The 22,707-nt window shown below is 64.4% G+C and carries 18 protein-coding genes; all 18 read left to right on the forward strand.

Annotation, left to right across the window (positions count from 1 at the left end; genetic code table 11):
• Positions 1 to 75 precede the first annotated feature (75 nt).
• The 18 genes from ACVIGA_RS37375 to phbB all read left to right on the forward strand — a co-directional run bounded on the left by ACVIGA_RS37375 (position 76) and on the right by phbB (position 22,640).
• Positions 76 to 753, forward strand: a complete 678-nt coding sequence (locus ACVIGA_RS37375) for a GntR family transcriptional regulator (RefSeq protein WP_456669964.1) — start codon at positions 76 to 78, stop codon at positions 751 to 753.
• 330 nt (positions 754 to 1,083) lie between these two features.
• Entirely contained in the window at positions 1,084 to 1,701 is a 618-nt protein-coding gene (locus ACVIGA_RS37380) for a Crp/Fnr family transcriptional regulator (protein ID WP_456669965.1), read from the forward strand.
• Between the two features lie 166 nt (positions 1,702 to 1,867).
• Complete coding sequence (hpaD, locus tag ACVIGA_RS37385) at positions 1,868 to 2,875, forward strand: 3,4-dihydroxyphenylacetate 2,3-dioxygenase (protein WP_456669966.1); 1,008 nt, start codon at positions 1,868 to 1,870, stop codon at positions 2,873 to 2,875.
• 33 nt (positions 2,876 to 2,908) lie between these two features.
• Entirely contained in the window at positions 2,909 to 4,087 is a 1,179-nt protein-coding gene (locus ACVIGA_RS37390; protein WP_456669967.1) for an ABC transporter substrate-binding protein, read from the forward strand.
• 6 nt (positions 4,088 to 4,093) lie between these two features.
• Complete coding sequence (locus ACVIGA_RS37395; protein WP_456669968.1) at positions 4,094 to 5,113, forward strand: branched-chain amino acid ABC transporter permease; 1,020 nt, start codon at positions 4,094 to 4,096, stop codon at positions 5,111 to 5,113.
• Between the two features lie 2 nt (positions 5,114 to 5,115).
• The gene (locus ACVIGA_RS37400) at positions 5,116 to 6,879 is read left to right on the forward strand and encodes a branched-chain amino acid ABC transporter ATP-binding protein/permease (protein WP_456669969.1); all 1,764 of its coding nucleotides are present in this window, start codon (positions 5,116 to 5,118) and stop codon (positions 6,877 to 6,879) included.
• On the forward strand, positions 6,863 to 7,609 hold the full coding sequence (locus ACVIGA_RS37405; protein ID WP_456669970.1) for an ABC transporter ATP-binding protein: 747 nt from the start codon (positions 6,863 to 6,865) through the stop codon (positions 7,607 to 7,609). The genes ACVIGA_RS37400 and ACVIGA_RS37405 overlap by 17 nt, the downstream gene beginning before the upstream one ends.
• Positions 7,610 to 7,652: 43 nt before the next feature.
• Positions 7,653 to 8,048 (forward strand): RidA family protein, encoded by a 396-nt coding sequence (locus ACVIGA_RS37410; RefSeq protein ID WP_223973658.1) that lies wholly within the window; start codon positions 7,653 to 7,655, stop codon positions 8,046 to 8,048.
• Positions 8,038 to 9,633 (forward strand): amidohydrolase, encoded by a 1,596-nt coding sequence (locus tag ACVIGA_RS37415; RefSeq protein ID WP_456669971.1) that lies wholly within the window; start codon positions 8,038 to 8,040, stop codon positions 9,631 to 9,633. Before ACVIGA_RS37410 ends, ACVIGA_RS37415 begins: the two co-directional genes overlap by 11 nt.
• Positions 9,634 to 9,730: 97 nt before the next feature.
• Positions 9,731 to 11,269, forward strand: coding sequence for a 5-carboxymethyl-2-hydroxymuconate semialdehyde dehydrogenase (hpaE, locus tag ACVIGA_RS37420; protein ID WP_456669972.1), 1,539 nt, complete (start codon positions 9,731 to 9,733; stop codon positions 11,267 to 11,269).
• 29 nt (positions 11,270 to 11,298) lie between these two features.
• Positions 11,299 to 12,123 (forward strand): cyclase family protein, encoded by an 825-nt coding sequence (locus ACVIGA_RS37425; protein ID WP_456669973.1) that lies wholly within the window; start codon positions 11,299 to 11,301, stop codon positions 12,121 to 12,123.
• Positions 12,124 to 12,238: 115 nt separating this feature from the next.
• Complete coding sequence (gene hpaR, locus ACVIGA_RS37430) at positions 12,239 to 12,703, forward strand: homoprotocatechuate degradation operon regulator HpaR (RefSeq protein ID WP_456669974.1); 465 nt, start codon at positions 12,239 to 12,241, stop codon at positions 12,701 to 12,703.
• Between the two features lie 436 nt (positions 12,704 to 13,139).
• Positions 13,140 to 15,827 carry a pyruvate dehydrogenase (acetyl-transferring), homodimeric type gene (gene aceE, locus ACVIGA_RS37435; RefSeq protein ID WP_456669975.1) on the forward strand — a complete coding sequence of 896 codons (2,688 nt, stop codon included), beginning with the start codon at positions 13,140 to 13,142 and terminating at the stop codon, positions 15,825 to 15,827.
• A 21-nt stretch (positions 15,828 to 15,848) separates the two neighbouring features.
• On the forward strand, positions 15,849 to 17,420 hold the full coding sequence (locus tag ACVIGA_RS37440; protein ID WP_456669976.1) for a dihydrolipoyllysine-residue acetyltransferase: 1,572 nt from the start codon (positions 15,849 to 15,851) through the stop codon (positions 17,418 to 17,420).
• Between the two features lie 17 nt (positions 17,421 to 17,437).
• The gene (gene lpdA / locus ACVIGA_RS37445; protein WP_456669977.1) at positions 17,438 to 19,183 is read left to right on the forward strand and encodes a dihydrolipoyl dehydrogenase; all 1,746 of its coding nucleotides are present in this window, start codon (positions 17,438 to 17,440) and stop codon (positions 19,181 to 19,183) included.
• Positions 19,184 to 19,230: 47 nt separating this feature from the next.
• On the forward strand, positions 19,231 to 20,565 hold the full coding sequence (locus ACVIGA_RS37450) for a dicarboxylate/amino acid:cation symporter (protein WP_456669978.1): 1,335 nt from the start codon (positions 19,231 to 19,233) through the stop codon (positions 20,563 to 20,565).
• Between the two features lie 67 nt (positions 20,566 to 20,632).
• Entirely contained in the window at positions 20,633 to 21,805 is a 1,173-nt protein-coding gene (locus ACVIGA_RS37455; RefSeq protein ID WP_456669979.1) for an acetyl-CoA C-acetyltransferase, read from the forward strand.
• A gap of 109 nt (positions 21,806 to 21,914) precedes the next feature.
• Entirely contained in the window at positions 21,915 to 22,640 is a 726-nt protein-coding gene (gene phbB, locus ACVIGA_RS37460) for an acetoacetyl-CoA reductase (RefSeq protein WP_456669980.1), read from the forward strand.
• The last annotated feature ends 67 nt before the right edge of the window (positions 22,641 to 22,707 follow it).

A 22,707-nucleotide genomic window follows, 5' to 3' on the forward strand; every position in this document is an offset into this window, starting at 1 on the left:
ATGAAGAGCACTTCGAAAGGGCCTTCCGTGCAGTGGGGACCAGGCATCAGTCCGGCCCGGGACGAGCCGCGCACATTGGCCGGGCAAGTGGCCCGGCAGTTGCGGCTCGACATCATCCGCCACAAGCTCGAGCCGGGCGAACGGCTGCAGTTCGACAAGTTGAGCAAACGATATGAGGTCGGCGTCAGCCCGTTGCGCGAAGCGCTGTTTCAGGTCGCCGCGCAGGGGTTGGTCGTGGCCGAGGACCATAAGGGCTTCGTCGTCGCCCCGATCCATCTCGACGAGATGATGGATGTTTCAAGTCTGCGCGCCCATCTCGAGACCTACGCGCTGAGCGGCTCGATCCGCGATGGCCGCGAGGAGTGGGAAGTCGATCTGCTCTCGGCATTCCATCGTCTGAAACGCGCCGGCATCGCCGTTTCAGTCGATCAGGAGGACGAGAACCTCCGCACCGAATGGGAAGACCGGCACCGGGAATTTCACTTCGCGCTGTGCAAGGGATGCGGATCGCCATGGCTGCTGCACTTCTTCAACGAATTGTACGACCAGATGGAGCGCTATCGCCGATACTTCTGGAAATATGCCGAGCGTGCGGTCGCGGCCGATAGCGAGCATGAAGCGATCATGCGCGCGGCGCTGGACCGCGACGAAAAGCGCGCGACGGATCTGCTGCAGGCGCATTTCCGGCGGCAGGCGAAGTTGACGTTGAGCCTGCGCAACAAGGTGCAGCGCGCGGTGTCGGCGACTGGCTGAGCCGGCGCGCGTGCGGTATGTCCGCAACGCGGAATACGTCGTCCTTTTTGCTGAGTGGCGATCAAGCAGTGCCCGTGGCACCATCGCAAGACAGCACCTTGCGGCGCGATCTCGGCAGCATGGTCGTCTGCGGCAATGCTGCGTCCCGTCGACGCTTGCAACGCGGTCGGCCGGTGCCGCATATTCAACTGACGAGGCGCCTTCCCGAGCGATGACGTATCGTCGAAGGAGAGCGCGTTGCGAGACAGGAAGGCCATCTCGGTGAAAGATTCACTGTCGTCGATCGCATGCCGCGCCGAGGTGAGCGAAACGCTGCGCGTGCCGTCGGCGATGCTGAAGCGCCTGCTCGAGCTCGCGCCGGGCCTTCCGCGCAGAAAGATTGCCAAGGGCACGGCGATCTATCGACAGGGCGAGCTGGGTACCCAATGCTACGTGGTCGTCTCCGGTCGTATCGGCATCACGATGCTGGGCGCCGGTGGACAGGAGCTGCTCATCGATATCGTCGGCGCCGGCGCACTCTGCGGTGAAGGCGCTGCGTTCGACGGTCTGCCGCGGTTCTCCAGCGCAAATGCCCTCGAGGCAAGCGAAGTGGTGTCCATCCCGGCCGTCGAATTCTGTCAGCTGATGGCATCCGATGCGGCGCTCGCCGCCCTGGTCGCGCAGACCATTGCACTGAAGCAGCGGACCCTGGCGGGCCGGCTCGCCCAGGTCGCGCAGTCCTCTCCGGAGGACCGGATCACCGAGCTGTTGTCACAGATCTCCGAGCCGGAAGCGTCCGATATCGTGCTCACGCATCAGCAGATCGCCAGCCTGATCGGCGCGTCGCGCATCACGGTGACGCGCGCCATGCAGAGGTTGCGGCGAGATGGTGCGATCCTTTGTCACCGCGGCCGCTATCAGCTGGTCCGGACGTCGGCGTCCCACCTTCGGCCGTCGCGGATGGCGTGAGTCGGCGAGGCGGCGCCGATGAGCGCGCGGTCAAATATCCTGGGCCTTAAGTAGCGCGTGATACAGACCGCGGCGAGCCAATCCCTATCTTCGCAATCCTGTCGAGCTGGCAATCGTTGTCGCAAGGTGCGCGGGCGATCGTCGTGGATTTTGCGAGAGGGTCGAAGTGAGCGCAGGTCGAATCAAGGACATAGCCAACATTCAGAAGCTGGGGCACGTCGAGTTCCGGACCACGGACCTGGAGCGGGCGAGGGACTTCTACGTCAATCTCATCGGCCTGCACGAAACGGCGCGCGACGACAATCGGGTCTATCTGCGCTGCACCGAGGACAAGCAGCATCATACCTTCGTGCTGCGGAAGGCCGATAGCGCCGGTGTCGGCCATATCGGTTTCGTGGTGGCTCAGGATGCCGAACTCGACCGGATGAAGTCCCGCTTTGAGCAACTTGGCCTGCCGACGCGCTGGGCCGGCAACGACATACTCGGCCAGGGTCGCACGTTGCGGGTCCAGGACCCGCTTGGTTTCATCGTCGACTACTATGCCGAGATCGAGTCCGTGCCCTGGCTCGTGCAGCACTATCACCTTCACAGGGGTGCCTCGCCGACCCGCATCGACCATGTGAACGTGCTGACGCCGGATGCCCAGGCCGGCTACGACTGGTACACCCAGGAGATGGGCTTCGGCTGCGCCGAGCTGACGGAGGGCGATGCGCCCGAGAAGCGGGTGTGGGCGAGCTGGCTGTTTCGGAAGTCGACGGTTCACGACATCGCGGTCATGACCGGCGCAGGTCCCGCGGCCCACCACGTCGGGTTCTCGCTCGGCGATCCGCTCTCGATCATCAAGGCATGCGATCTGCTGGCGGGAGCCGGCTACGCCGACAGCCTCGAGCGCGGGCCGGCGCGGCACGGCATTTCAAATGCGCTGTTCGTCTATGTACGCGACCCCGACGGCAACCGGTTCGAGCTCTACACCGGCGATTACCTGACCGGAAACACGGCGGCCGAGCCCATTCGCTGGCATCTCAACAATCCGGTGCGGCAGACCCTGTGGGGCGCGCCGCCGCCTCGCCGGTGGTTCGAGGAGGCCATGTCGGTCGAGGAATTCGACGGGCATGGCATGAAGAAGACCAAGCCGCCCCTGATGCAATCCGTGCCGAGCTACGTGCTCGATTAGTCCGCCTGTCGCCTTATTGTGGGATCTCCTATCGTGAAAAACGTTCTAGCCTTGGTCATTGCCGCACTTGCCCTGCCGGGTTTCGCATTCGCCGCAGACAAACCGGAGCTTCGCATCGGCTCGGTGGTTGCAATGACCGGGCCGGCGTCCGCGCTCGGCGTGCCCGCGAAGAATGCCATCGATCTGCTGCAGGAGCGACTGGCGAACGATGCGAGCCTGCCGTTCACGGTCAAGTTCATTACCTATGATGATGCATCTGATCCGACCAAGGCGGTCAACAGCGTCCGCAAGCTCGTCACGGAAGACCGCGCGCACGTCGTGATCTGCTGCAGCACCACGCCGGCGTCGATGGCGATCCTCGATGTCGTCACGCAGGCCAAGGTGCCGAACATCTCGCTCGCGCTGGGGCAGAGCGTGATCGAGCCGGTGAAGGAGCGTTACTGGATCTTCAAGACGCCGAGCACCGATCAGTTGCAGATCGCTGTGCTGGTCGACGACATGATCAAGCAAGGCAGCAAGAAGGTGGCTTTTCTCGGCCTGGAAGATTCCTTCGGTGAGGGCGGCTGGGTCGCGATGCAGAGCGTTGCCAAGGCGAAGGGCGTCGAGATCGTCGCGGCCGAACGCTTCGCCCGGACGGACACCAACTTCACCCCGCAGGCGCTCAAGGTGCGTCAGGCCAGCCCGGGTGCGGTCTACATCCACGCGATCCCGCCATCGTCGGCGCTGGTCCAGCAGGCGCTGCGGCGCGTCGGCTATACCGGGCCGATCTATCATTCGGGCGGGTCGGCCAACAGCGCGTTCCTTTCGATCGGCAAGAAGGACGTCGACGGCGCGCTGCTCGGGACGACACCGGTTCTGGTCTACACGGACCTTGCCGGCAACAATCCGCTGAAGCCGGTCATCGCGAACTTCGCGGCGCTTTATGAGAAGCGCTTCAATGTTCCGAAGGTCGATATCTTCCCGGGGCAGGCCTGGGACGCCGGCAACATCGCGCTCAAGGCAGCCGCGGAGGCCGCCAAGGGCGGAGCCAAGCCCGACGACGTCGACGCATTTCGCGCCGCACTGCGCGACAAGATCGAAGCCACCAAGGAGTTCGTCGGGGTCGGCGGGATCTTCAATTACACGCCCAGCGACCACCTCGGGCTCGATGCACGGAGCACCTTTATCGCCGTCGTCAAGAATGACGAGTTCCGCTTGTACGACGCCAAATAAAGCACGATGGATACCGCGCTCTTTCTCCTCGTCGACGGACTGACCAACGGGCTCGTCTACGCTTTGCTGGCGCTCAGCCTGGTGCTGACGTTCACGGTCACGCGCGTCGTGAACATCGCGCAGGGCGAATACGTCATGCTCGGCGCGTTGACCCTTGCCGATCTGCTGCAGGGGCGCTTCCCCGGCTCGGTCTATCTCCTGGTCGGCGGACTGGCACTGTGCGTCGTGCTGGATGCGCGGCGGTGGCGCAGCGACTGGAAAGCGGCGCTGCTGTTCGCCGCGGGCATGTTGCTTGCTGCGGTGGCGGCGGTCGCACTGGCGAAAGGCGCGCTGGCATTGCAGTTGCCGGTTGTCGCGATGATGCTGGTCGCGCTCCTGCTCGTCGCACCGATCGGTGTGCTGATCTATCGCTTCACCGTGCATCCGATTCCCGATGCGTCGACCATCGTGTTCGTGATCATCTCGGTCGGCGTGTCGATGAGTGTGCAGGGACTTGGCCTGCTGATCTGGGGCGCCAGCCCGTATCCCGTCGATCCGGTGGCTTCCGGCGGCACGCTGCTGGGTCCGGTGTTCGTTCCGTATCAGAGCTTCGTCATCCTTGTTGTCGCGCTGGCCTCGATGGCCGGCCTCTATCTTTTCTCGGAGTACACCTTGGTGGGGAAGGCGCTTCAGGCATCGGCGATGAACCGGTTGGGCGCGCAGTTTTGCGGCATACCCGTCGCCAGGGCGGGCGGCCTCGCATTTCTGCTGGCCGCTGCCTTCAGCGCCATCAGCGGCATGCTGCTCGCGCCCCTGATCACCGCGAACTATGAAATGGGCTTCATGGTCGGCCTCAAGGGCTTCGTCGGCGGCGCCATGGGTGGATTGATCGATTATCCGTTCGCGCTGCTCGGGGTCATGATGGTCGGGGGGTTGGAGACGACGTCTGCCTATCTCGCGAGCGCCTATCGCGACGTTCTGGTGTTCGGGCTCCTCATTCCGATCCTGCTCTGGCGCAACGCCCGGCAGCGCGCGGAGGCGAGATGATCATGCGCGCACGATCGGTTCTCGGGCTCTGCGTCGGCGCAGCGTTCGTCGCCGCGCCCTGGGTCCTGCCGTCCTTCTACGTCGGGATCCTGGCATTTGCCGGCATCTACGCCCTTGCGGCGATCGGCCTGATCCTGCTGCTGCAGGCGGGGCAGGTCTCGCTCGGCCAGGCCGCCTTCATGGGGATCGGCGGTTACGTCTCGGCGCTGGTGTCGCGGGCCTATGGCATCGACAGCGTCTTGACGCTGGTGCTGGCGGTGGCGGTGACTGCGGTGATCGCCGCGGCCTTCGGACTGATGACGCTGAAATTGCGCGGTCACTATCTGCCGCTGGCTACCCTTGCGTTCGGGATTGCCACGTCCGGCGTCTTCACGGCCTGGCACGACGTCACCGGCGGCGCGTCGGGGCTCGACAAGATCCCGTCGCTTGGGCTGTTCGGACATGTGATCACCGATGACCGGCTCTATGCGCAGCTGATCTGGATCGTGGTGCTGCTGGCGGTCTGCGGCGTCAACCGGCTTCGGACCTCGCGGGTTGGACGGGCGATCGCGACGCTGGAATCGCATGACGGCATGGCGCGGAGCTTTGGCGTTGATACGACCGCGTTACGCGTGAAGGTCTTCGTGCTGTCGGCCGTTATGGCCGCGCTTGCGGGTGCCCTCTATGTTCACCTGCTGCGCTTCGTCAGTCCTTCGCCGTTCGGACTGTCGAGCTCCTTCAAGCTCCTGATCATGTCCGTCGTCGGCGGCCCGGTCAGCGGCGCGGGGGCGGTGCTCGGGGCCGTGACGCTCGAGAGTGCGCAGTGGGGATTGCAGGATCTGCTGGCGCGCTGGGGCGCATCGGGCAACCTCGAAGTGATCGTGTTCGGCATTCTCTTGGTCGTCATGCTGCTGAAATTTCCGCGCGGGCTGTGGCCGACCGTGGAGAAGCGGCTTCCTGCTCCGGCGGCTCGCAGCCGCGACGGCGCGGGCCTGCCGATGCGCAGGCCGGATACGAAGCCGGGCGAGGTACTGCTCGATCTCAAGGGGATCGGCATCCGGTTCGGCGGATTGCAGGCGCTGGCCGACGTCGACATGGTGCTTCGCCGCGGCGAACTCGTCGGGCTGATCGGTCCGAACGGGGCGGGGAAGACGACGCTGTTCAGCATCATCTCGGGATTGCAGCGGCAGACATCCGGTTCGGTCAAATTGTTTGGCGAGCCGCTGCCGAGGAGCCACCTGATCGTGCGCAACGGCATGGCGAGGACGTTCCAGCATGTCCAGCTCGTGCCCGAGATGTCGGTGATCGAGAACGTCGCACTCGGAGCCTACTGGCGCACCCGCGCCGGATTTGCCCGCAGCCTGCTGGCGCTCGACGCCGGTGAAAACCAGCAGGCGCTGGCGACGGCACAGGCCGCGCTCGTGAGGGTTGGTCTTGCCGCAGAGGCCGATCTTCCCGCCGGAAGCTTGCCGCTCGGCAAGCAGCGGATCGTCGAGATCGCCCGCGCTCTGGTGGCCGATCCGCAAATCCTGTTGCTGGACGAGCCGGCGGCCGGCCTGCGCTTCTCGGAGAAGCTGATGCTGGTCAAGATCCTTCGCCAGTTGCAGGCCGACAATGTCACGATCCTGCTCGTCGAGCACGACATGGAGCTGGTGATGGGATGCGTGCAACGCCTCGTAGTGCTCGATCGCGGACGCATGATCGCCGAGGGGACCCCGCACGAGGTGCAGGCCAATCCGGCGGTCATCGCTGCCTATCTTGGTGGAAGCCGTGACAAAGCTGCTTGAAGTCTCCGATCTGACCGTTGGGTACGGCAACGCCGTCGCGCTGGAATCGATCAGCTTCGATCTCGCGCGCGGCGAGTTCATCACCTTTATCGGTCCTAACGGGGCGGGCAAGACGACGCTGCTCAACTGCCTGATGGGCGTTCTGTCGCCAAAATCCGGGACGGTGGTCTTCGAGGGTCGGGCGCTGAACGGCGAGGCACCGGAGGCGCGCGTCGCCAAGGGAATCGTTCTTGTTCCTGAGCGACGGGAGCTGTTTCCGTCGCTCAGCGTCGAGGATCATTTGAGGCTGGGCGCCTTTCTGAAGCGGCGTCGCAGCCGCGAGGCGACCGCAACCGCGCTGGATCGCATTTACACATTGCTGCCGAAACTGCGCGAGCGCCGGCGTCAGCTGGCCGGAACGCTCTCCGGCGGCGAGCAGCAGATGGTCGCGGTCGGCCGCGCACTGATGTCGGAGCCGCAACTGTTGATGCTCGACGAGCCGTCGACCGGGCTCGCGCCGCGGATCACCGAAGAGATCTTCGACACCATCGATCGTCTCAGATCGGAAGGCATGACCGGCATTCTGGTCGAGCAGAACGCCAATCTCGCTTTGTCGGTTGCGAGCCGGGGCTATGTCATCGAGGTCGGCAATGTCGTCGCGGCTGGAGCTGCGCGCGAGCTTCGGCAGGATCCCCGCCTGATGGCCGCCTATCTCGGCGCCGGCGATCGCTATCGCGACATCGCCATCTGAATTCAGACGTTCACGAATTTCACCCAGCAGAAGGACACACCCTATGTCACGCACAGTCATCGTCCCGCCGACCGGTTTGCGGCCGGGCCTCCCGTACTCTCCGGCCATCCGCTGGGACAGGCTTCTGTTCGTTTCCGGGCAGACCGGCTCCGATCCAGTGACGCGGGCGTTTCCCGAGGACATCAAGGCACAAACGCGCATCGCGCTCGACAACGTCAAGGCGCTTGCCGAGGCCGGCGGAGCCGGGCTCGACACGGCGTTGAAGATGACGATCCACATGACCGACATGATGAACGAGTTTGCGGCGATGAACGAAGTGTTCCGCGAATACTTCCCGAAGGATCCGCCGTCGCGAACGACCGTCGGTGTGGCGCACCTGGCGCGTGCCGGGCTGAAGATCGAGATCGACATGATCGCCGTGGTCAAGGATGCCGGCTAGGACACCAACGACACTCCTGCGTGGCGGCCTGTTCGCCGCGCAGGATCGCTCGACGCCCGACAGCCTGCTGATCGCGGACAACCGCATCGCCTGGCTGGGATCGCGGCGCGATGCGCCGTCGGCGGATCGCGTCGTCGACCTCGACGGTCGCCGCGTGGTGCCGGGGCTGACCGACGCTCATCTGCACTTCTTCATGCGGGCGCAGGAATTGCTCAATCTGCAGCTTGGAGCGGGCGTCAATTCGGTCGCGGACCTGCTCGACCGTCTGCACGGCGGCTGTGTTGCGGCCGGGCGGGGCGAATGGGTGGTCTCGGCCGACTACAACGAGCAATCGTTGATGGAGCGCCGGCATCCGACATTGTCCGAGCTGGATGCGGTGTCGCAGGATCATCCCGTGCTGTTGCGGCGGAGCGGCGGGCACCTTTCCGTGGCGAACTCGGCGGCGCTCCGGCTCGCGCAATTTGACGCCAATACGCCGGACCCGCCCGGCGGAACGATCGAGCGGGACAATGGCGGTCTCTCCGGCGTGTTGACGGAAACCGCCGCGGATATCGTCGCCGAGCTGGTTCCACAGCCGTCGCCGGCTCGGACCATCCAGGCGATCGGCCAGGTGGTCAGGGAGAGCCTGGGCTTTGGCATCGTCGCGGCGGTCGAAGCCGCGGTCGGATTCAACAGCGGCTTTGAGACTGAGTGGGAGGTCTGGAGCGCGATCCGGAATGCCGGCGCGCTGCCGGTGCGCATGGGCTTCATGCTTCGGATCGACCCGTCACAGGCGCGCGCGCTGAACATCGTCCCGTCGCGACTTGACCCGCACTGGCAGGTCCGCACCTTGAAATTCTTCGTCGACGGCATCGTCGGAGCCCGGACGGCGGCGCTGTCCGAACCTTACGCCGATCGTGAGACCTGCGGCCGCCTGATGGAGGACCCGGCCGATCTGCGCGCCAAGGTGATGGACGCCCATACGGCGGGCTGGCAGCTCGCCGCCCACGTCATCGGAGACCGCGCGATCGATCATTGGCTGTCGGCGCTGGAGGCCGCGCAACGTGCCGCGCCGCGGGGCGATCCTCGGCATCGGCTCGAGCATTTCGCGATCTGCAGCGCAGATGCGGTCGAGAGGGTTCGCTCGCTCGGTGCGATCGTCGTCCCGCAGTACGGATTCCTGCATCGGCTTGGTCGATCCTTCGCGCACGCCGTCGGACCAGCGCGCGCCCAGCGATTGTATCCGGGCCGCACGGTCCGCAATGCCGGTGTGACGATCGCCGGCAGTTCCGATCATCCAATCGGTCCGCTCTCGCCGTTCATCGGCATGGCCGCCGCTGTCGATCGCACCACCGCCGAAGGACTGATCATGAACGCGGACGAGGCGCTGTCGCGTCGGGAAGCGTTGGATATCTATACAAGCGGCGGAGCGTTCGCGATGGGGCACGAGCAGTGGCGCGGCGCGATCGCTGTCGGCTATGCCGCCGATTTGGCCGTGCTCGATCGCGACATCTTCGCTGATGGTGCTGACATCGCGCCAGCGCGCAGCCACGCAACGTGGGTTGATGGCGAGGTTGCCTTCTCCGATGGAGCGCTCGGCATTTGAAGACAAGCTTCAATCTGGCAGCTTGCCGGCATAAACTTAACATGTTAAGTATCGGCGAGATCGCGAAGCCTGAACTCGAGAATCCAAGGAGATCGATATGAACAAGCCCCTTCCCAACAACGCCTTGACCGACAATCTCCGCAAGGCACAGCAGCATTTGGCCCGATTCAAGAGCGCGGTGGTCGCGCATCGCATTGCCGGGGAGAATGTGCTCAGCGAGGGCGCGTTCGACAATTTCGATCCGTCCGACAACTCGGTGCTCTGCCGGGTGTCGTCCGGCACGCCCGCCGATGTCGATCGGGCCGCGCGCGCGGCCGAGGAGGCGTTCAAGGTCTGGAAGGACGTCCCGGGAGAGAAGCGCCGCGCACTGCTGCACACGATCGCCGACAAGATCGAGGCGCGCGCGGACGAGATCGCGCTGGTCGAAAGCACCGACAGCGGGCAGGCGATCCGCTACATGTCAAAGGCGGCCTTGCGCGGTGCCGAGAACTTCCGCTTCTACGCCGACAAGGCCCCCGAGGCATCGGACGGGCTCTCGATGCCGACGCAGACCCATCTGAACTACACGGTGCGACAGCCGATCGGCCCGGTAGGCGTCATCACGCCGTGGAACACGCCTTTCATGCTCTCGACCTGGAAGATCGCGCCGGCGCTGGCGGCAGGCTGCACCATCGTGCACAAGCCGGCCGAATGGAGCCCGTTGTCGGCGGTCATCCTGTCGGAGATCATGAGCGAAGTCTTCGAAGGCGCCGGTTTGCCGAAGGGGATCGTCAATCTGGTTCACGGCTTCGGCGAGAGCGCGGGCAAGGCCCTCACGGAACATCCGGCGATCAAGGCGATTGCGTTCGTCGGCGAGTCGATTACCGGCAGCCATATCATGGCGCAGGGTGCGCCGACGCTGAAGCGGGTGCATTTCGAACTCGGCGGCAAGAATCCGGTGTTCGTGTTCGATGACGCCGATCTCGACCGCGCCTTGGACGCGGTGCTGTTCATGATCTACAGCCTGAACGGCCAGCGCTGCACATCGTCGAGCCGCGCGCTGGTTCAGCGTTCGATCTACGACAAGTTCACCGCCGAGCTGAAGGCGCGTGTGGAGAAGATCAAGGTCGGCCATCCGCTGGATCCCGCGACCGAGCTTGGGCCGCTGATTCATCCGCGCCATGCCGAGAAGGTGCTGAGCTACAGCGAACATGCCAGGCGGGAGGGCGCGCAGGTTGCAACCGGCGGCGTTCGTGCGCTCGAGGGCAAGGGCAATTTCGTCTGCCCGACGCTGTTCACCGACGCGAAGAACAGCATGCGGATTGCGCAAGAAGAGATATTCGGGCCGGTGTTGACCGCGATCCCGTTCGAGGATGAGGCCGATGCGCTGCGCATTGCCAACGATGTGCGTTATGGTCTTGCGGCCTACATCTGGACCGGCGACGTCGGTCGCGCCCATCGCGTTGCGCAGGGCGTGGAAGCAGGCATGGTCTGGATCAATTCCGAGAACGTGCGTCATCTGCCGACGCCTTTCGGCGGCGTCAAGTCAAGCGGCATCGGCCGCGACGGCGGAGATTATGCTTTCGAGATCTACATGGAGCAGAAGAACATTGCGGTCGGTCTCGACAGGCACCGGGCGCCGAAGATCGGCGTGTGACCGCTATTGGAACTGTGGGAGCTGTTGAGATGAACAGTCGATTGCCAGCGTTCGATTCGAAACTGCTCGGCGGGATTGCCGGCGATGCGAGGCTTTACGAGCTATCGCACGCCATGGCGCCGTCGATGCCGGTGTATCACCAGCACATCCCGTATTCGCTGGCGCTGCATCGGAGACATGGTGACCCGCACCCCACCAAGCGGCAGGATGGCTCGAGCTTCGCCAACGAGGTCATCGTGACCTCAGGTCACTCCGGCACCCATATCGACGCGCTCGGACACTTTTCGCGCAATGGCTGTCTCCATGGCGGGATCAAAGTGTCCGAGGTGGAAACGCGGGACGGCTACCGCGAGCTCAATGCCGCCGACATTCCGCCAATCGTCCAGAGTGCAGTCGTGCTTGATGTCGCGGCCGCCAAAGGCGTGGATTGCCTGAAGCCGGCCGAAGAAATCTCCGTCGCAGATCTCGAAAAAGCGTTGTCGCTCAGCGCATCGGAGATTCGCCCGGGAGATGCCGTCCTGATACGGACGGGCTGGTCGAAGTACTGGTCGGATGCGGAGATGTTCATCGGCCGGCGCGGCGGCATGCCCGGTCCGGGAGAGGCCGCCGCGCGCTGGCTCGTCTCGCGTGGGGCTTGCCTGGTTGGATCGGATACGCCCGGCTTCGAATGCCTGCCCACCCCGGGAAATTCGGTGCACGCCATCATGCTGGTGGACGAGGGCATTCATATCATGGAGAATCTGAACCTCGAGGAGATCGCGCAGGCCCGCAAGCCTCGGGTGATCTTCGTGGCGTTGCCGCTGCGTCTCGCGGGATCGACCGGTTCGCCGATCAGGCCGATCGCCATCGCGTGAGGCCGCCGCCGTCAACTGCGCATCGCTGTCAGGGCTGAACGTGGACCGGGCTCGCGGGGGCAGGGCACCGACACCGCCGGCGCGTCAATCGGATGACGTTCCGAACAGCAGCGTGATGCGCGACTTTTCGCTCTCGCTGCCAATGTCGCTGCTTCGCGCGCGAGAGGCGGTGATGGCGCTGTTTCGCCCGCCGCTTCGGCAATACGGCTTGAGCGAGCAGCAGTGGCGGGTGTTGCGCGCGCTCGCCTCGGTCGAGGCAATGGAGACGTCGGAGCTCGCTCGTGTCGCGTTCCTGCTCGGCCCGAGCCTGTCGCGCATTCTCACCTATCTCGAGGCGAGGCAATTGATCGAGCGGCGGGTGATCGCCGCCGACCGTCGTCGAACAGGCATAGCGATCTCCCCGCAAGGGCTCGCCCTCATCGAAGCGATTGCGCCGACGTCCGAGCAAATCTACGCAGAGATTGCCGGCCGGTTTGGTGTCCGCAAGCTGGCGCGCCTTCATGAGATGCTCGGCGCTCTGGAGCGCGACCTCGCAGAGCTGCCGGCGGCACGGATGGCACGGAAGAATCAGGCAGATTGAGGCTGCGCCTCTCTTACGGAGCGCTCGCTTCGGGTACGCGGGATGACATCGCGCCCGGTCCTCAGACGGCTTCACCGGGATGATCCGACATTTCGGGCGACAGTTCAGGTGGGTTTTCCGGAGCGTCAGACAGATCCCGCCCGAATGCATTGGCTGGCATGCCGACCCAAAGGGCAAAGCCAAACAAAATGAATGACATCCTCGCGATCGGCCGGGCATTGCGTGGTCTGGCACGAATGCTGCTTGGGATGTCTCCAAGAGGAGCAACAGCTCCAGAAAACACAATGCGAGGGGACGTTCCGATGCCAGCCAACACTCAATTCACCACCTAAAAGCGACGGGACATCGCCCGTTCGGCATTGCGCGCTCCCGCATGAACGCGGGCCGCGATGAGCGTTGGCGCGCGACTTCGGCTCGGCATGCAATGGAGAAGGCAATGACGATCGCGGACGCTCACGATCAGGATCCGCAGGAAACCCGGGAGTGGCTCGATGCCCTTTCGGCAGTCCGGGGTCATCGCGGCAATGACCGCGCGGAATTCGTTGTCAACGCGATGGTCGATGCGGCGCGCCGCGGCGGTCTTCAGATCGAGCAGTCGCTGACGACGCCCTATTGCAACACGATCCCGCTGGACCAGCAGCCGGCGCTGCCCGGCGATCGCGCCATCGAGCACAAGCTTCGCTCCCTCATCCGCTGGAATGCGCTCGCGATCATCCTGCGTGCCAACAAGGAAAGCTCGGAGCTTGGCGGCCATATCGCAAGCTTCCAGTCGGCCGCCACGCTGTACGATATCGGCTTTGGCCATTTCTGGCACGCCCCGACGGATGCTCACGGCGGCGATCTGATCTTCGTGCAAGGACACTGCTCACCCGGCATCTACGCGCGTGCGTTTCTCGAGGGGCGATTGAGCGAGGAACAGCTCCTCAGCTTCAGGCAGGAAACCTCGGGCAAGGGATTGTCGAGCTATCCGCACCCCTGGCTGATGCCTGATTTCTGGCAGTTCCCGACGGTGTCGATGGGACTCGGGCCGCTGATGGCGATCTATCAGGCGCGCTTCCTGAAATATCTCGAGAACCGCAAGCTGGCCGAGACGTCCAAGCGCAAGGTCTGGGCGTTCATGGGCGATGGCGAAACCGACGAGCCGGAATCGCTCGGTGCGATCTCGCTCGCCGGCCGCGAGAACCTCGACAATCTGATCTTCGTCATCAATTGCAATCTCCAGCGGCTCGATGGACCCGTCCGCGGCAACGGCAAGATTGTGCAGGAGCTCGAAAGCATCTTCCGCGGCGCGGGCTGGAACGTGATCAAGGTGCTGTGGGGCTCGGGGTGGGACCGCCTGCTGCAAAAGGACAAGAGCGGGCAGCTGCTCAGGCTCATGGAAGAATGTGTCGACGGCGAATACCAAGACTTCAAGAGCAAGAGCGGCGCCTACATTCGCGAGCACTTCTTCGGCAAGTACGATGAGACGAAGCAACTCGTCGCCGACATGAGCGACGACGAGATCTGGCAGCTCGCGCGCGGCGGCCATGATCCCGAGAAGGTCTTTGCCGCTTACACCGCGGCCGTGAATCACAAGGGGCAGCCCACGGTCATTCTGCCGAAGACCGTTAAGGGCTACGGCATGGGCGAGTCCGGCGAAGGTCAGATGATCGCCCACCAGGCGAAGAAGATGACGCAGGACGCGCTGCGCGGTTTTCGTGATCGCTTCCAGGTGCCGGTCTCCGACGCCGATTTGGCCAAGGTACCGTTCCTCCGGCTGCCGGAAGATAGCCCGGAAATGAAGTATTTCCGGGCACAGCGCGAAAAGCTCGGCGGCTACCTTCCGCAACGCCGGCGGAAATCCGCGTCCTTGCAGATTCCGCCGCTCTCGACGTTCCAGCGGCTGCTCGAAAACACCGGAGACCGCGAGATCTCGACCACGATGGCGTTCGTGCAATTGCTCGGCGCCCTTGTCCGCGACAAGGCGATCGGCAAGCACATCGTGCCGATCGTGCCGGACGAATCCCGTACCTTCGGCATGGAGGGTATGTTTCGGCAACTCGGCATCTATTCGTCGGTGGGCCAGCTCTACCGGCCGCAGGATGCCGACCAGCTGATGTACTACCGCGAAGACAAGAGCGGGCAGGTCTTCCAGGAAGGCATCAACGAAGGCGGCGCGATGTCCAGCTGGATCGTGGCGGCGACGTCGTACTCGACGAACAACGTGCCGATGATCCCGTTCTACATCTACTACTCGATGTTCGGCCTGCAGCGCGTCGGCGACCTCGCCTGGCTCGCAGGCGATATGCGGGCGCGCGGCTTCCTGCTCGGCGGCACTGCCGGCCGCACTACACTGAACGGCGAGGGGTTGCAGCACGAGGACGGACACAGCCACGTGCTCGCGGCCACCATCCCGAACTGCGTTTCCTACGATCCGACGTTCGCCTATGAGGTCGTGACCATCGTCCGCGAGGGCATGCGCCGCATGTACGAAGCGCAGGAGGACGTCTACTATTACATCACCCTGATGAACGAGAACTACCCGCACCCCGCGCTGGCCGATGCAGGCAAGGGCGCGGAGGAGGGAATTCTCAAGGGCCTCTATCTTCTCAAGAGCGGTGGCGAAGCCGCGAAAAAGGAGCTCCGCGTCCAACTCGTCGGTTCAGGCACGATCCTGCGCGAGGTGATCGCGGCCGCCGACCTGCTCAAGGCGGACTTCGGCGTGACCGCGGATGTGTGGAGCGCAACCAGCTTCAACGAACTGCGTCGTGACGGCATGGCGGCGGAGCGCTGGAACCTGCTGCACCCGACCGAGCCGCGGCGCAAGAGCTGGGTGGAAGCGCAGCTCGAAGGACATCCGGGGCCGGTCGTGGCGTCGACCGACTACATGCGGAATTACCCCGACCAGATCAGGGAATATGTGCAAGCGGCCGGGCGCCGCTACGTCGTGCTCGGTACCGACGGGTTCGGCCGCAGCGACTATCGCGTGAAGCTGCGGCGATTTTTCGAGGTCGACCGGCACTATGTCGCGATCGCGGCGCTCAAGGCACTCGCCGACGAGGGAGCGATCAAGCCGGCAATCGTCGCCGAGGCCATCGCCAAATACCAGATCGACGCCGGGCGCGCTGCGCCATGGACCGTGTGAGGCAGGGCCGAGGGCAGAGCGATGAGTGGTCTGATCGACATCAAGGTTCCCGATATCGGTGACTTCAAGGACATCCCGGTGATCGAGGTCTTCGTCAAGCCCGGCGACAGCGTCAAGGCCGAGGATCCGCTGGTCGCGCTGGAGTCCGACAAGGCGACCATGGAAGTGCCGTCGCCGCGCGACGGTGTGGTGAAGTCGGTGGTCGTCAAGGTCGGTGACAAGGTCAGCGAAGGCGCAGTGATCGTGCAGTTCGAGGGCGCGGGCGCCGAGCAGGGCGAAACGCGGCCTGTCGTCAGCGCGCCGCCGTCGCCCGTCAGCGCCCCGGCGGGTATCGCCGAGGTGCGAGTCCCCGATATCGGCGACTTCAAGGACGTGCCGGTCATCGAAATCTTCGTGAAACCCGGCGACAGCGTCAAGGCCGAGGATCCGCTGATCGCGCTCGAGTCGGACAAGGCGACGATGGAAGTGCCGGCGCCGCTCTCGGGCACCGTGCGCGAGATCAAGGTGAAGACGGGTGACAAGGTCAGCGAGGGCGCAATCATCCTTGTGCTTGCGACAAGCAACGCATCCGCGGTGGCTCCCGCCGTCGCGGCGGCGCCGGCACCAGCATCGTCGGCAACCACCGCCGCTCCTCCGGCGCAAGCCGGCGCCGTCGACGAGAAGGCCTTTGCGCTCGCTTATGCCGGCCCTGCGGTGCGCAAGCTGGCGCGCGAACTGGGCGTCGATCTCGGCATGGTCAAAGGTTCGGGCAATCACGGCCGCATCGTGCGCGAAGACGTCGAGGGTTTTGCCAAGGGTGGCACGCCTGCCGCCAAACCGCAGGCTGCGGCCGCAAGCGGGGGAAGCGGCGTCGGCGGCATCGACCTGTTGCCCTGGCCCAAGGTCGATTTCGCGAAGTTCGGGCCGGTCGAGCGCAAGGAGCTCGGCCGCATCAAAAAGATTTCAGCGGCCAACCTGCACCGCAATTGGGTCGTCATTCCGCATGTCACGACCCACGACGAGGCTGACATCACCGAACTTGAGCAATTCCGGGTCAAGATGAACAAGGAGCTGGAGAAGAGCGGCGTGAAGCTCTCGCTGCTGCCGTTCATGGTGAAGGCGGCCGTCGCGACGCTGAAGAAGTTTCCCGAATTCAACGCCAGCCTCGACGGCGATACGCTGGTCTACAAGAACTACTGGCACATCGGCTTCGCCGCCGACACGCCGAACGGGCTGATGGTGCCGGTGATCCGCGATGCCGACAAGAAATCGGTGCCGGAGATCGCGAACGAGATGAACGCACTCGCCAAGCTCGCGCGCGAGGGCAAGATCAAGCCGGACCAGATGCAGGGCGGAACGTTCTCGATCTCGTCGCTCGGCGGCATCGGCGGCATCTATTTCACGCCGATCATCAACGCGCCCGAGGTCGCCATCATGGGCGTGTGCAAGGGATACTGGAAGCAGCATTCGGCCGACGGCAAGGCCTGGACCTCGCGCCTCACGCTTCCGCTGTCGCTGTCCTGGGATCACCGCGTCATCGACGGCGCGGCCGCGGCACGCTTCAACGTCTACTTCGCCAATGTACTCGCCGATCTTCGGCGCGTGTTGTTCTGAGATCGGGGGAGAGCAGCATGGCTCAACAGATCGAGGTCAAGGTCCCTGATATCGGCGACTTCAAGGACGTGGCGGTGATCGAGGTCCTGGTGAAGGCCGGCGAGACCGTCGCGGTAGACACCAGCCTCATCATGGTCGAGTCCGACAAGGCGTCGATGGAGATTCCGTCCTCGCACGCCGGCGTGGTCAAGGAGCTCAGGGTCAAGGTCGACGACAAGGTCAGCGAGGGATCGACGATCCTCGTGCTGGAGACCGCGGGTGCCGCGGCTGCGTCGGCGCCCGCACCTGCTGCGCAGCCGGCCGCCGCTCCGCCGCCGGTTGCGCCCGCGGCGGCGTCCTATTCCGGCAAGGCCGAGATCGAATGCGAGATGCTGGTGCTGGGCGCCGGCCCCGGCGGCTATTCCGCTGCCTTCCGTGCCGCCGATCTCGGCATGAAGACCGTGCTGGTCGAGCGTTACGACACGCTCGGCGGCGTGTGTCTCAATGTCGGCTGCATCCCGAGCAAGGCGCTGCTGCATACGGCGTCGGTCGTCGACGAGGTCAAGCATCTTCCCGATCACGGGATCTCCTTTGGCGCGCCGCAGATTGATCTGGGCAAGCTGCGCGCCTTCAAGGACGGCGTGATCAAGAAGCTGACAGGCGGTCTCGCCGGGATGGCGAAGGCCCGCAAGGTTGAGGTGGTGACCGGCGTCGGCGCGTTCCTCGACCCGCATCATCTCGAGGTTACCACGGCGGGCGGCAAGAAGACGGTCAAGTTCGCCAAGGCGATCATCGCCGCGGGTAGCCAGGCGGTGAAGCTGCCGTTCCTGCCGGACGATCCCCGTATCGTCGATTCGACCGGCGCGCTGCAGCTGAAGTCGATCCCCAAACGCATGCTGGTGATCGGTGGCGGCATCATCGGGCTCGAAATGGCGACGGTCTATTCGACGCTCGGCACGCGCATCGACGTGGTCGAGATGCTCGACGGCCTGATGCAGGGCGCCGACCGGGACCTGGTCAAGGTCTGGGACAAGATGAACACGCATCGCTTCGACAAGGTGATGCTGAAGACCAAGACGGTCGGCGGGAAGGCCACCGAAGCCGGGATCGAGGTCAGCTTCGAAGGCGAGCAGGCGCCGGCCGGACCGCAGCTCTATGATCTCGTTCTGGTGTCGGTCGGCCGCAGCCCGAACGGCAAGAAAATCGGCGCCGAGAAGGCCGGTGTCGCGGTCACGGATCGCGGCTTCATCGACGTCGACAGGCAGATGCGCACCAACGTGGCGCACATCTTTGCGATCGGCGACATCGTCGGGCAGCCGATGCTGGCGCACAAGGCTGTGCATGAAGGCCATGTCGCGGCCGAAGTGGCCCATGGCGAGAAGTCGTATTTCGACGCGCGGCAGATTCCGTCCGTCGCCTACACCGATCCCGAAGTGGCCTGGGCCGGCAAGACCGAGGAGCAGTGCAAGGCCGAGGGCATCAAGGTCGGCAAGGCGGTGTTCCCCTGGGCGGCGTCGGGCCGAGCCATCGCCAACGGACGCGACGAAGGTTTCACCAAACTGCTGTTCGACACGACGACCCATCGCGTGATCGGCGGCGGGATCGTCGGCACGCATGCGGGCGATCTCATCAGCGAGGTCTGCCTGGCGATCGAGATGGCATGCGAGCCGGCGGATATCGGCAAGACCATTCATCCGCACCCGACGCTCGGCGAGTCGATCGGCATGGCGGCGGAGGTCTTTGAAGGCCACTGCACCGATCTGCCGCCACAAAAGAAGAAATGACGTTGGCCTGCCGATGCGCAGGCACAGAAAGATCAGGAGAAGACACAATGTCTGGAGCGACCACCGCGACGTCCGGAACGGTGCCCGTCACGCAGAAGAAGCCGTTCTACCGGATTCTCTACGTTCAGGTGCTCGCGGCGATCGTGTTCGGCGTCATTGTCGGCTGGCTCTGGCCTGATCTCGCCAAGAACGACTGGATCAAGGCGATGGGCGACGGCTTCGTCAAGCTCATCAAGATGGCGATTGCGCCGATCATCTTCTGCACGGTGGTTTCGGGGATCGCCCACATTTCCGAAGTGAAGAAGGTCGGCCGCGTCGCGATCAAGTCGCTGGTCTACTTCGAGGTCGTCTCGACCTTTGCGCTGGCGCTGGGCCTGATCGTCGCTAACGTGCTGCATCCGGGAAGGGGCTTCCAGGGCCAGTCGAACGCCGCGGCGGTCGCCGGCTACGCCAAGCAGGCGAGCGAGATGAAGTCGGTGGACTTCGTCCTGCACATCATTCCGGACACGGTGGTCGGAGCGTTCGCCCAGGGCGAGATCCTGCAGGTTCTGCTGTTCGCCATCCTGTTCGGCTTCGCGCTGATGGGGCTCGGCGAACGGGCTCACACCGTCCGCTCGATGATCGACGACGTCGCGCATGCGATGTTTGGCGTCATCTCGATCGTCGTCAAGGTCGCGCCGATCGGCGCCTTTGGCGCGATGGCCTATACGATCGGCCGCTACGGACCGCAGGCGCTCGGCAATCTCGCCGGCCTGATCGCGACCTTCTATCTCACCGCGATGCTGTTCGTGGTCGTTGGGCTCGGCATTATCGCCCGCATCGCCGGCTTCTCGATCTTCAAGTTCCTCAAATACATCAAGGACGAGTTGCTGATCGTGCTCGGCACGTCATCCTCGGAAAGCGCGCTGCCGCAGTTGATGGAAAAGCTCGAACGTCTCGGCTGCTCGAAGTCGGTCGTCGGTCTCGTCGTGCCCACCGGCTATTCCTTCAACCTCGACGGCACCAACATCTACATGACCCTGGCGACGATGTTCATCGCTCAGGCGATGAATGTCGATCTCAGCTTCGGCGAGCAGATGACCATCCTCATCGTTGCCATGCTGACGTCGAAGGGCGCCTCGGGAATCACGGGCGCCGGCTTCATCACGCTCGCAGGTACGCTGGCGGCAGTCAGGCCGGAGCTGCTTCCCGGCATGGCGATCGTGCTCGGCATCGACAAGTTCATGAGCGAATGCCGGGCTCTGACCAACCTGTGCGGCAACGGTGTCGCTTGCGTCGTCGTGGCTTGGTGGGAAGGCGAGCTCGACCGCGAGAAGCTGCGTGCCGGGCTCGATCAGGACATTGATCCGAGCGACATCGAGGTGGCCGTAACGACGGGTTAGGCGAGTACGGAGGGGCGTCGTCGACGATCGCCGCCGGTTCATCAGAGCTACATCAAGGGAGTTGGTCATGACGGACGTGGTTGTTGTTTCCGCGGCGCGGACAGCGGTGGGCTCGTTCAACGGAGCGTTCGGGACGGTACCCGCTCACGAACTCGGCGCGATCGCGATCAAGGGTGCGCTTGAGCGCGCCAAGGTGTCGCCGGAAGATGTCGACGAGGTCATCCTGGGGCAGGTGTTGTCCGGCGGTGAGGGACAGAACCCGGCGCGGCAGGCCGCCATGGCGGCCGGCATCCCGCAGGAGAAGACGGCGTGGGGCATGAACCAGCTCTGCGGCTCGGGCCTGCGGTCGGTGGCGCTGGGCCTGCAGCAGATCGCCAATGGCGATGCCAGGATCATCGTCGCCGGCGGCATGGAGTCGATGTCGATGGCGCCGCATCTGTCGCATATGCGCGGCGGCACCAAGATGGGCGACGTCAAGTTCGTCGATTCCATGCTGAAGGACGGCCTGCTGGACGCCTTCCACGGCTACCACATGGGCGTCACGGCGGAGAACATTGCCGCCAGGTGGCAGATCACGAGGGAGGAGCAGGATGCGTTCGCGACCGGCTCGCAGAACAAGGCCGAGGATGCGCAGAAGGGCGGCCGGTTCAAGGACGAGATCGTTCCGGTCACAGTCAAGACCCGAAAGGGAGACGTCGTCGTTGACCAGGATGAGTACATTCGCCCAGGCACGACGCTGGACGCGCTTGCGAAGCTGAAGCCCGCTTTCAACAAGGAAGGCACGGTGACCGCCGGCAACGCGTCGGGTCTCAACGACGGTGCGGCCGCGCTGGTCTTGATGAGTGCGGATGAAGCCAGCAGGCGCGGCCTCACGCCGCTGGCGAAGATCGTCTCGTGGGCCACCGCCGGAGTCGATCCCGCGGTCATGGGCTCGGGGCCAATTCCGGCATCGCGCAAGGCGCTGGAAAAGGCCGGCTGGAAGGTCAGGGATCTCGACCTCGTCGAGGCCAACGAAGCCTTCGCCGCCCAGGCCATCGCCGTCAACAAGGACATGGGGTGGGATCCGGCGATCGTGAACGTGAACGGCGGCGCCATTGCGATCGGGCATCCGATCGGCGCGTCCGGCGCGCGCGTTCTGACGACGCTGCTGTTCGAGATGCAGAAGCGCGGTGCGAAGAAGGGCCTCGCCACGCTGTGCATCGGCGGGGGCATGGGCGTCGCCCTGACAGTCGAGCGCTGAACCGGCGCAGGCCCATCCGGGCTCGATCCGAACAAGGCGCGGCCGGCACCAGCCGACCGTGAGAGATGGCGGCGCGCGAATATAAAAACGAACCGATCAGGAGGAGATCATGTCGAAGGTTGCAGTGGTGACCGGCGGAACGCGAGGCATCGGCGAGGCGATCTCGGTCGCGCTCAAGGCGGCCGGCTACAAGGTAGCCGCGAGCTATGCCGGCAACGATGAGGCGGCCGCCAGGTTCAAGAGCCAGACCGGCATCAACGTCTACAAATGGGATGTCTCCAACTACGAGGCCTGCGTCGCCGGCCTGAAGCAGGTCGAGGCCGATCTCGGTCCGGTGGACGTGCTGGTCAACAATGCGGGCATCACCAAGGACGGCATGTTCCACAAGATGACGCCGGAGCAATGGTACGCGGTCATCAACACCAACCTGAACTCGCTGTTCAACATGACCCGACCGGTGTGGGAAGGGATGCGCGAGCGGAAGTTCGGACGGGTGATCTGCATTTCCTCGATCAACGGCCAGAAGGGCCAGATGGGACAGGTCAATTACTCCGCCGCCAAGGCAGGCGACCTCGGATTCGTGAAAGCGCTGGCCCAGGAAGGCGCTCGCGCCGGCATCACCGTCAACGCGATCTGTCCCGGCTATATCGCCACCGAGATGGTCAAGGCGATCAATCCGGACATCGTGGCCAAGAACATCCTGCCCCAGATCCCGGTCGGCCGCCTCGGTGAACCGCAGGAGATCGCGCGTGCGGTGCTGTTCCTGGCCTCCGACGATGCCGGCTTCATCACGGGCTCGACGATTTCAGCGAACGGCGGCCAGCACGTGGTCTGAGCTGGTCCGGCAATGTGGACGCGGTCGCCCGGCCGAGGGTGAGATGAACGCGAGGGGGCGGCCTAGA

This window comes from Bradyrhizobium sp. USDA 3240 (assembly GCF_054063295.1).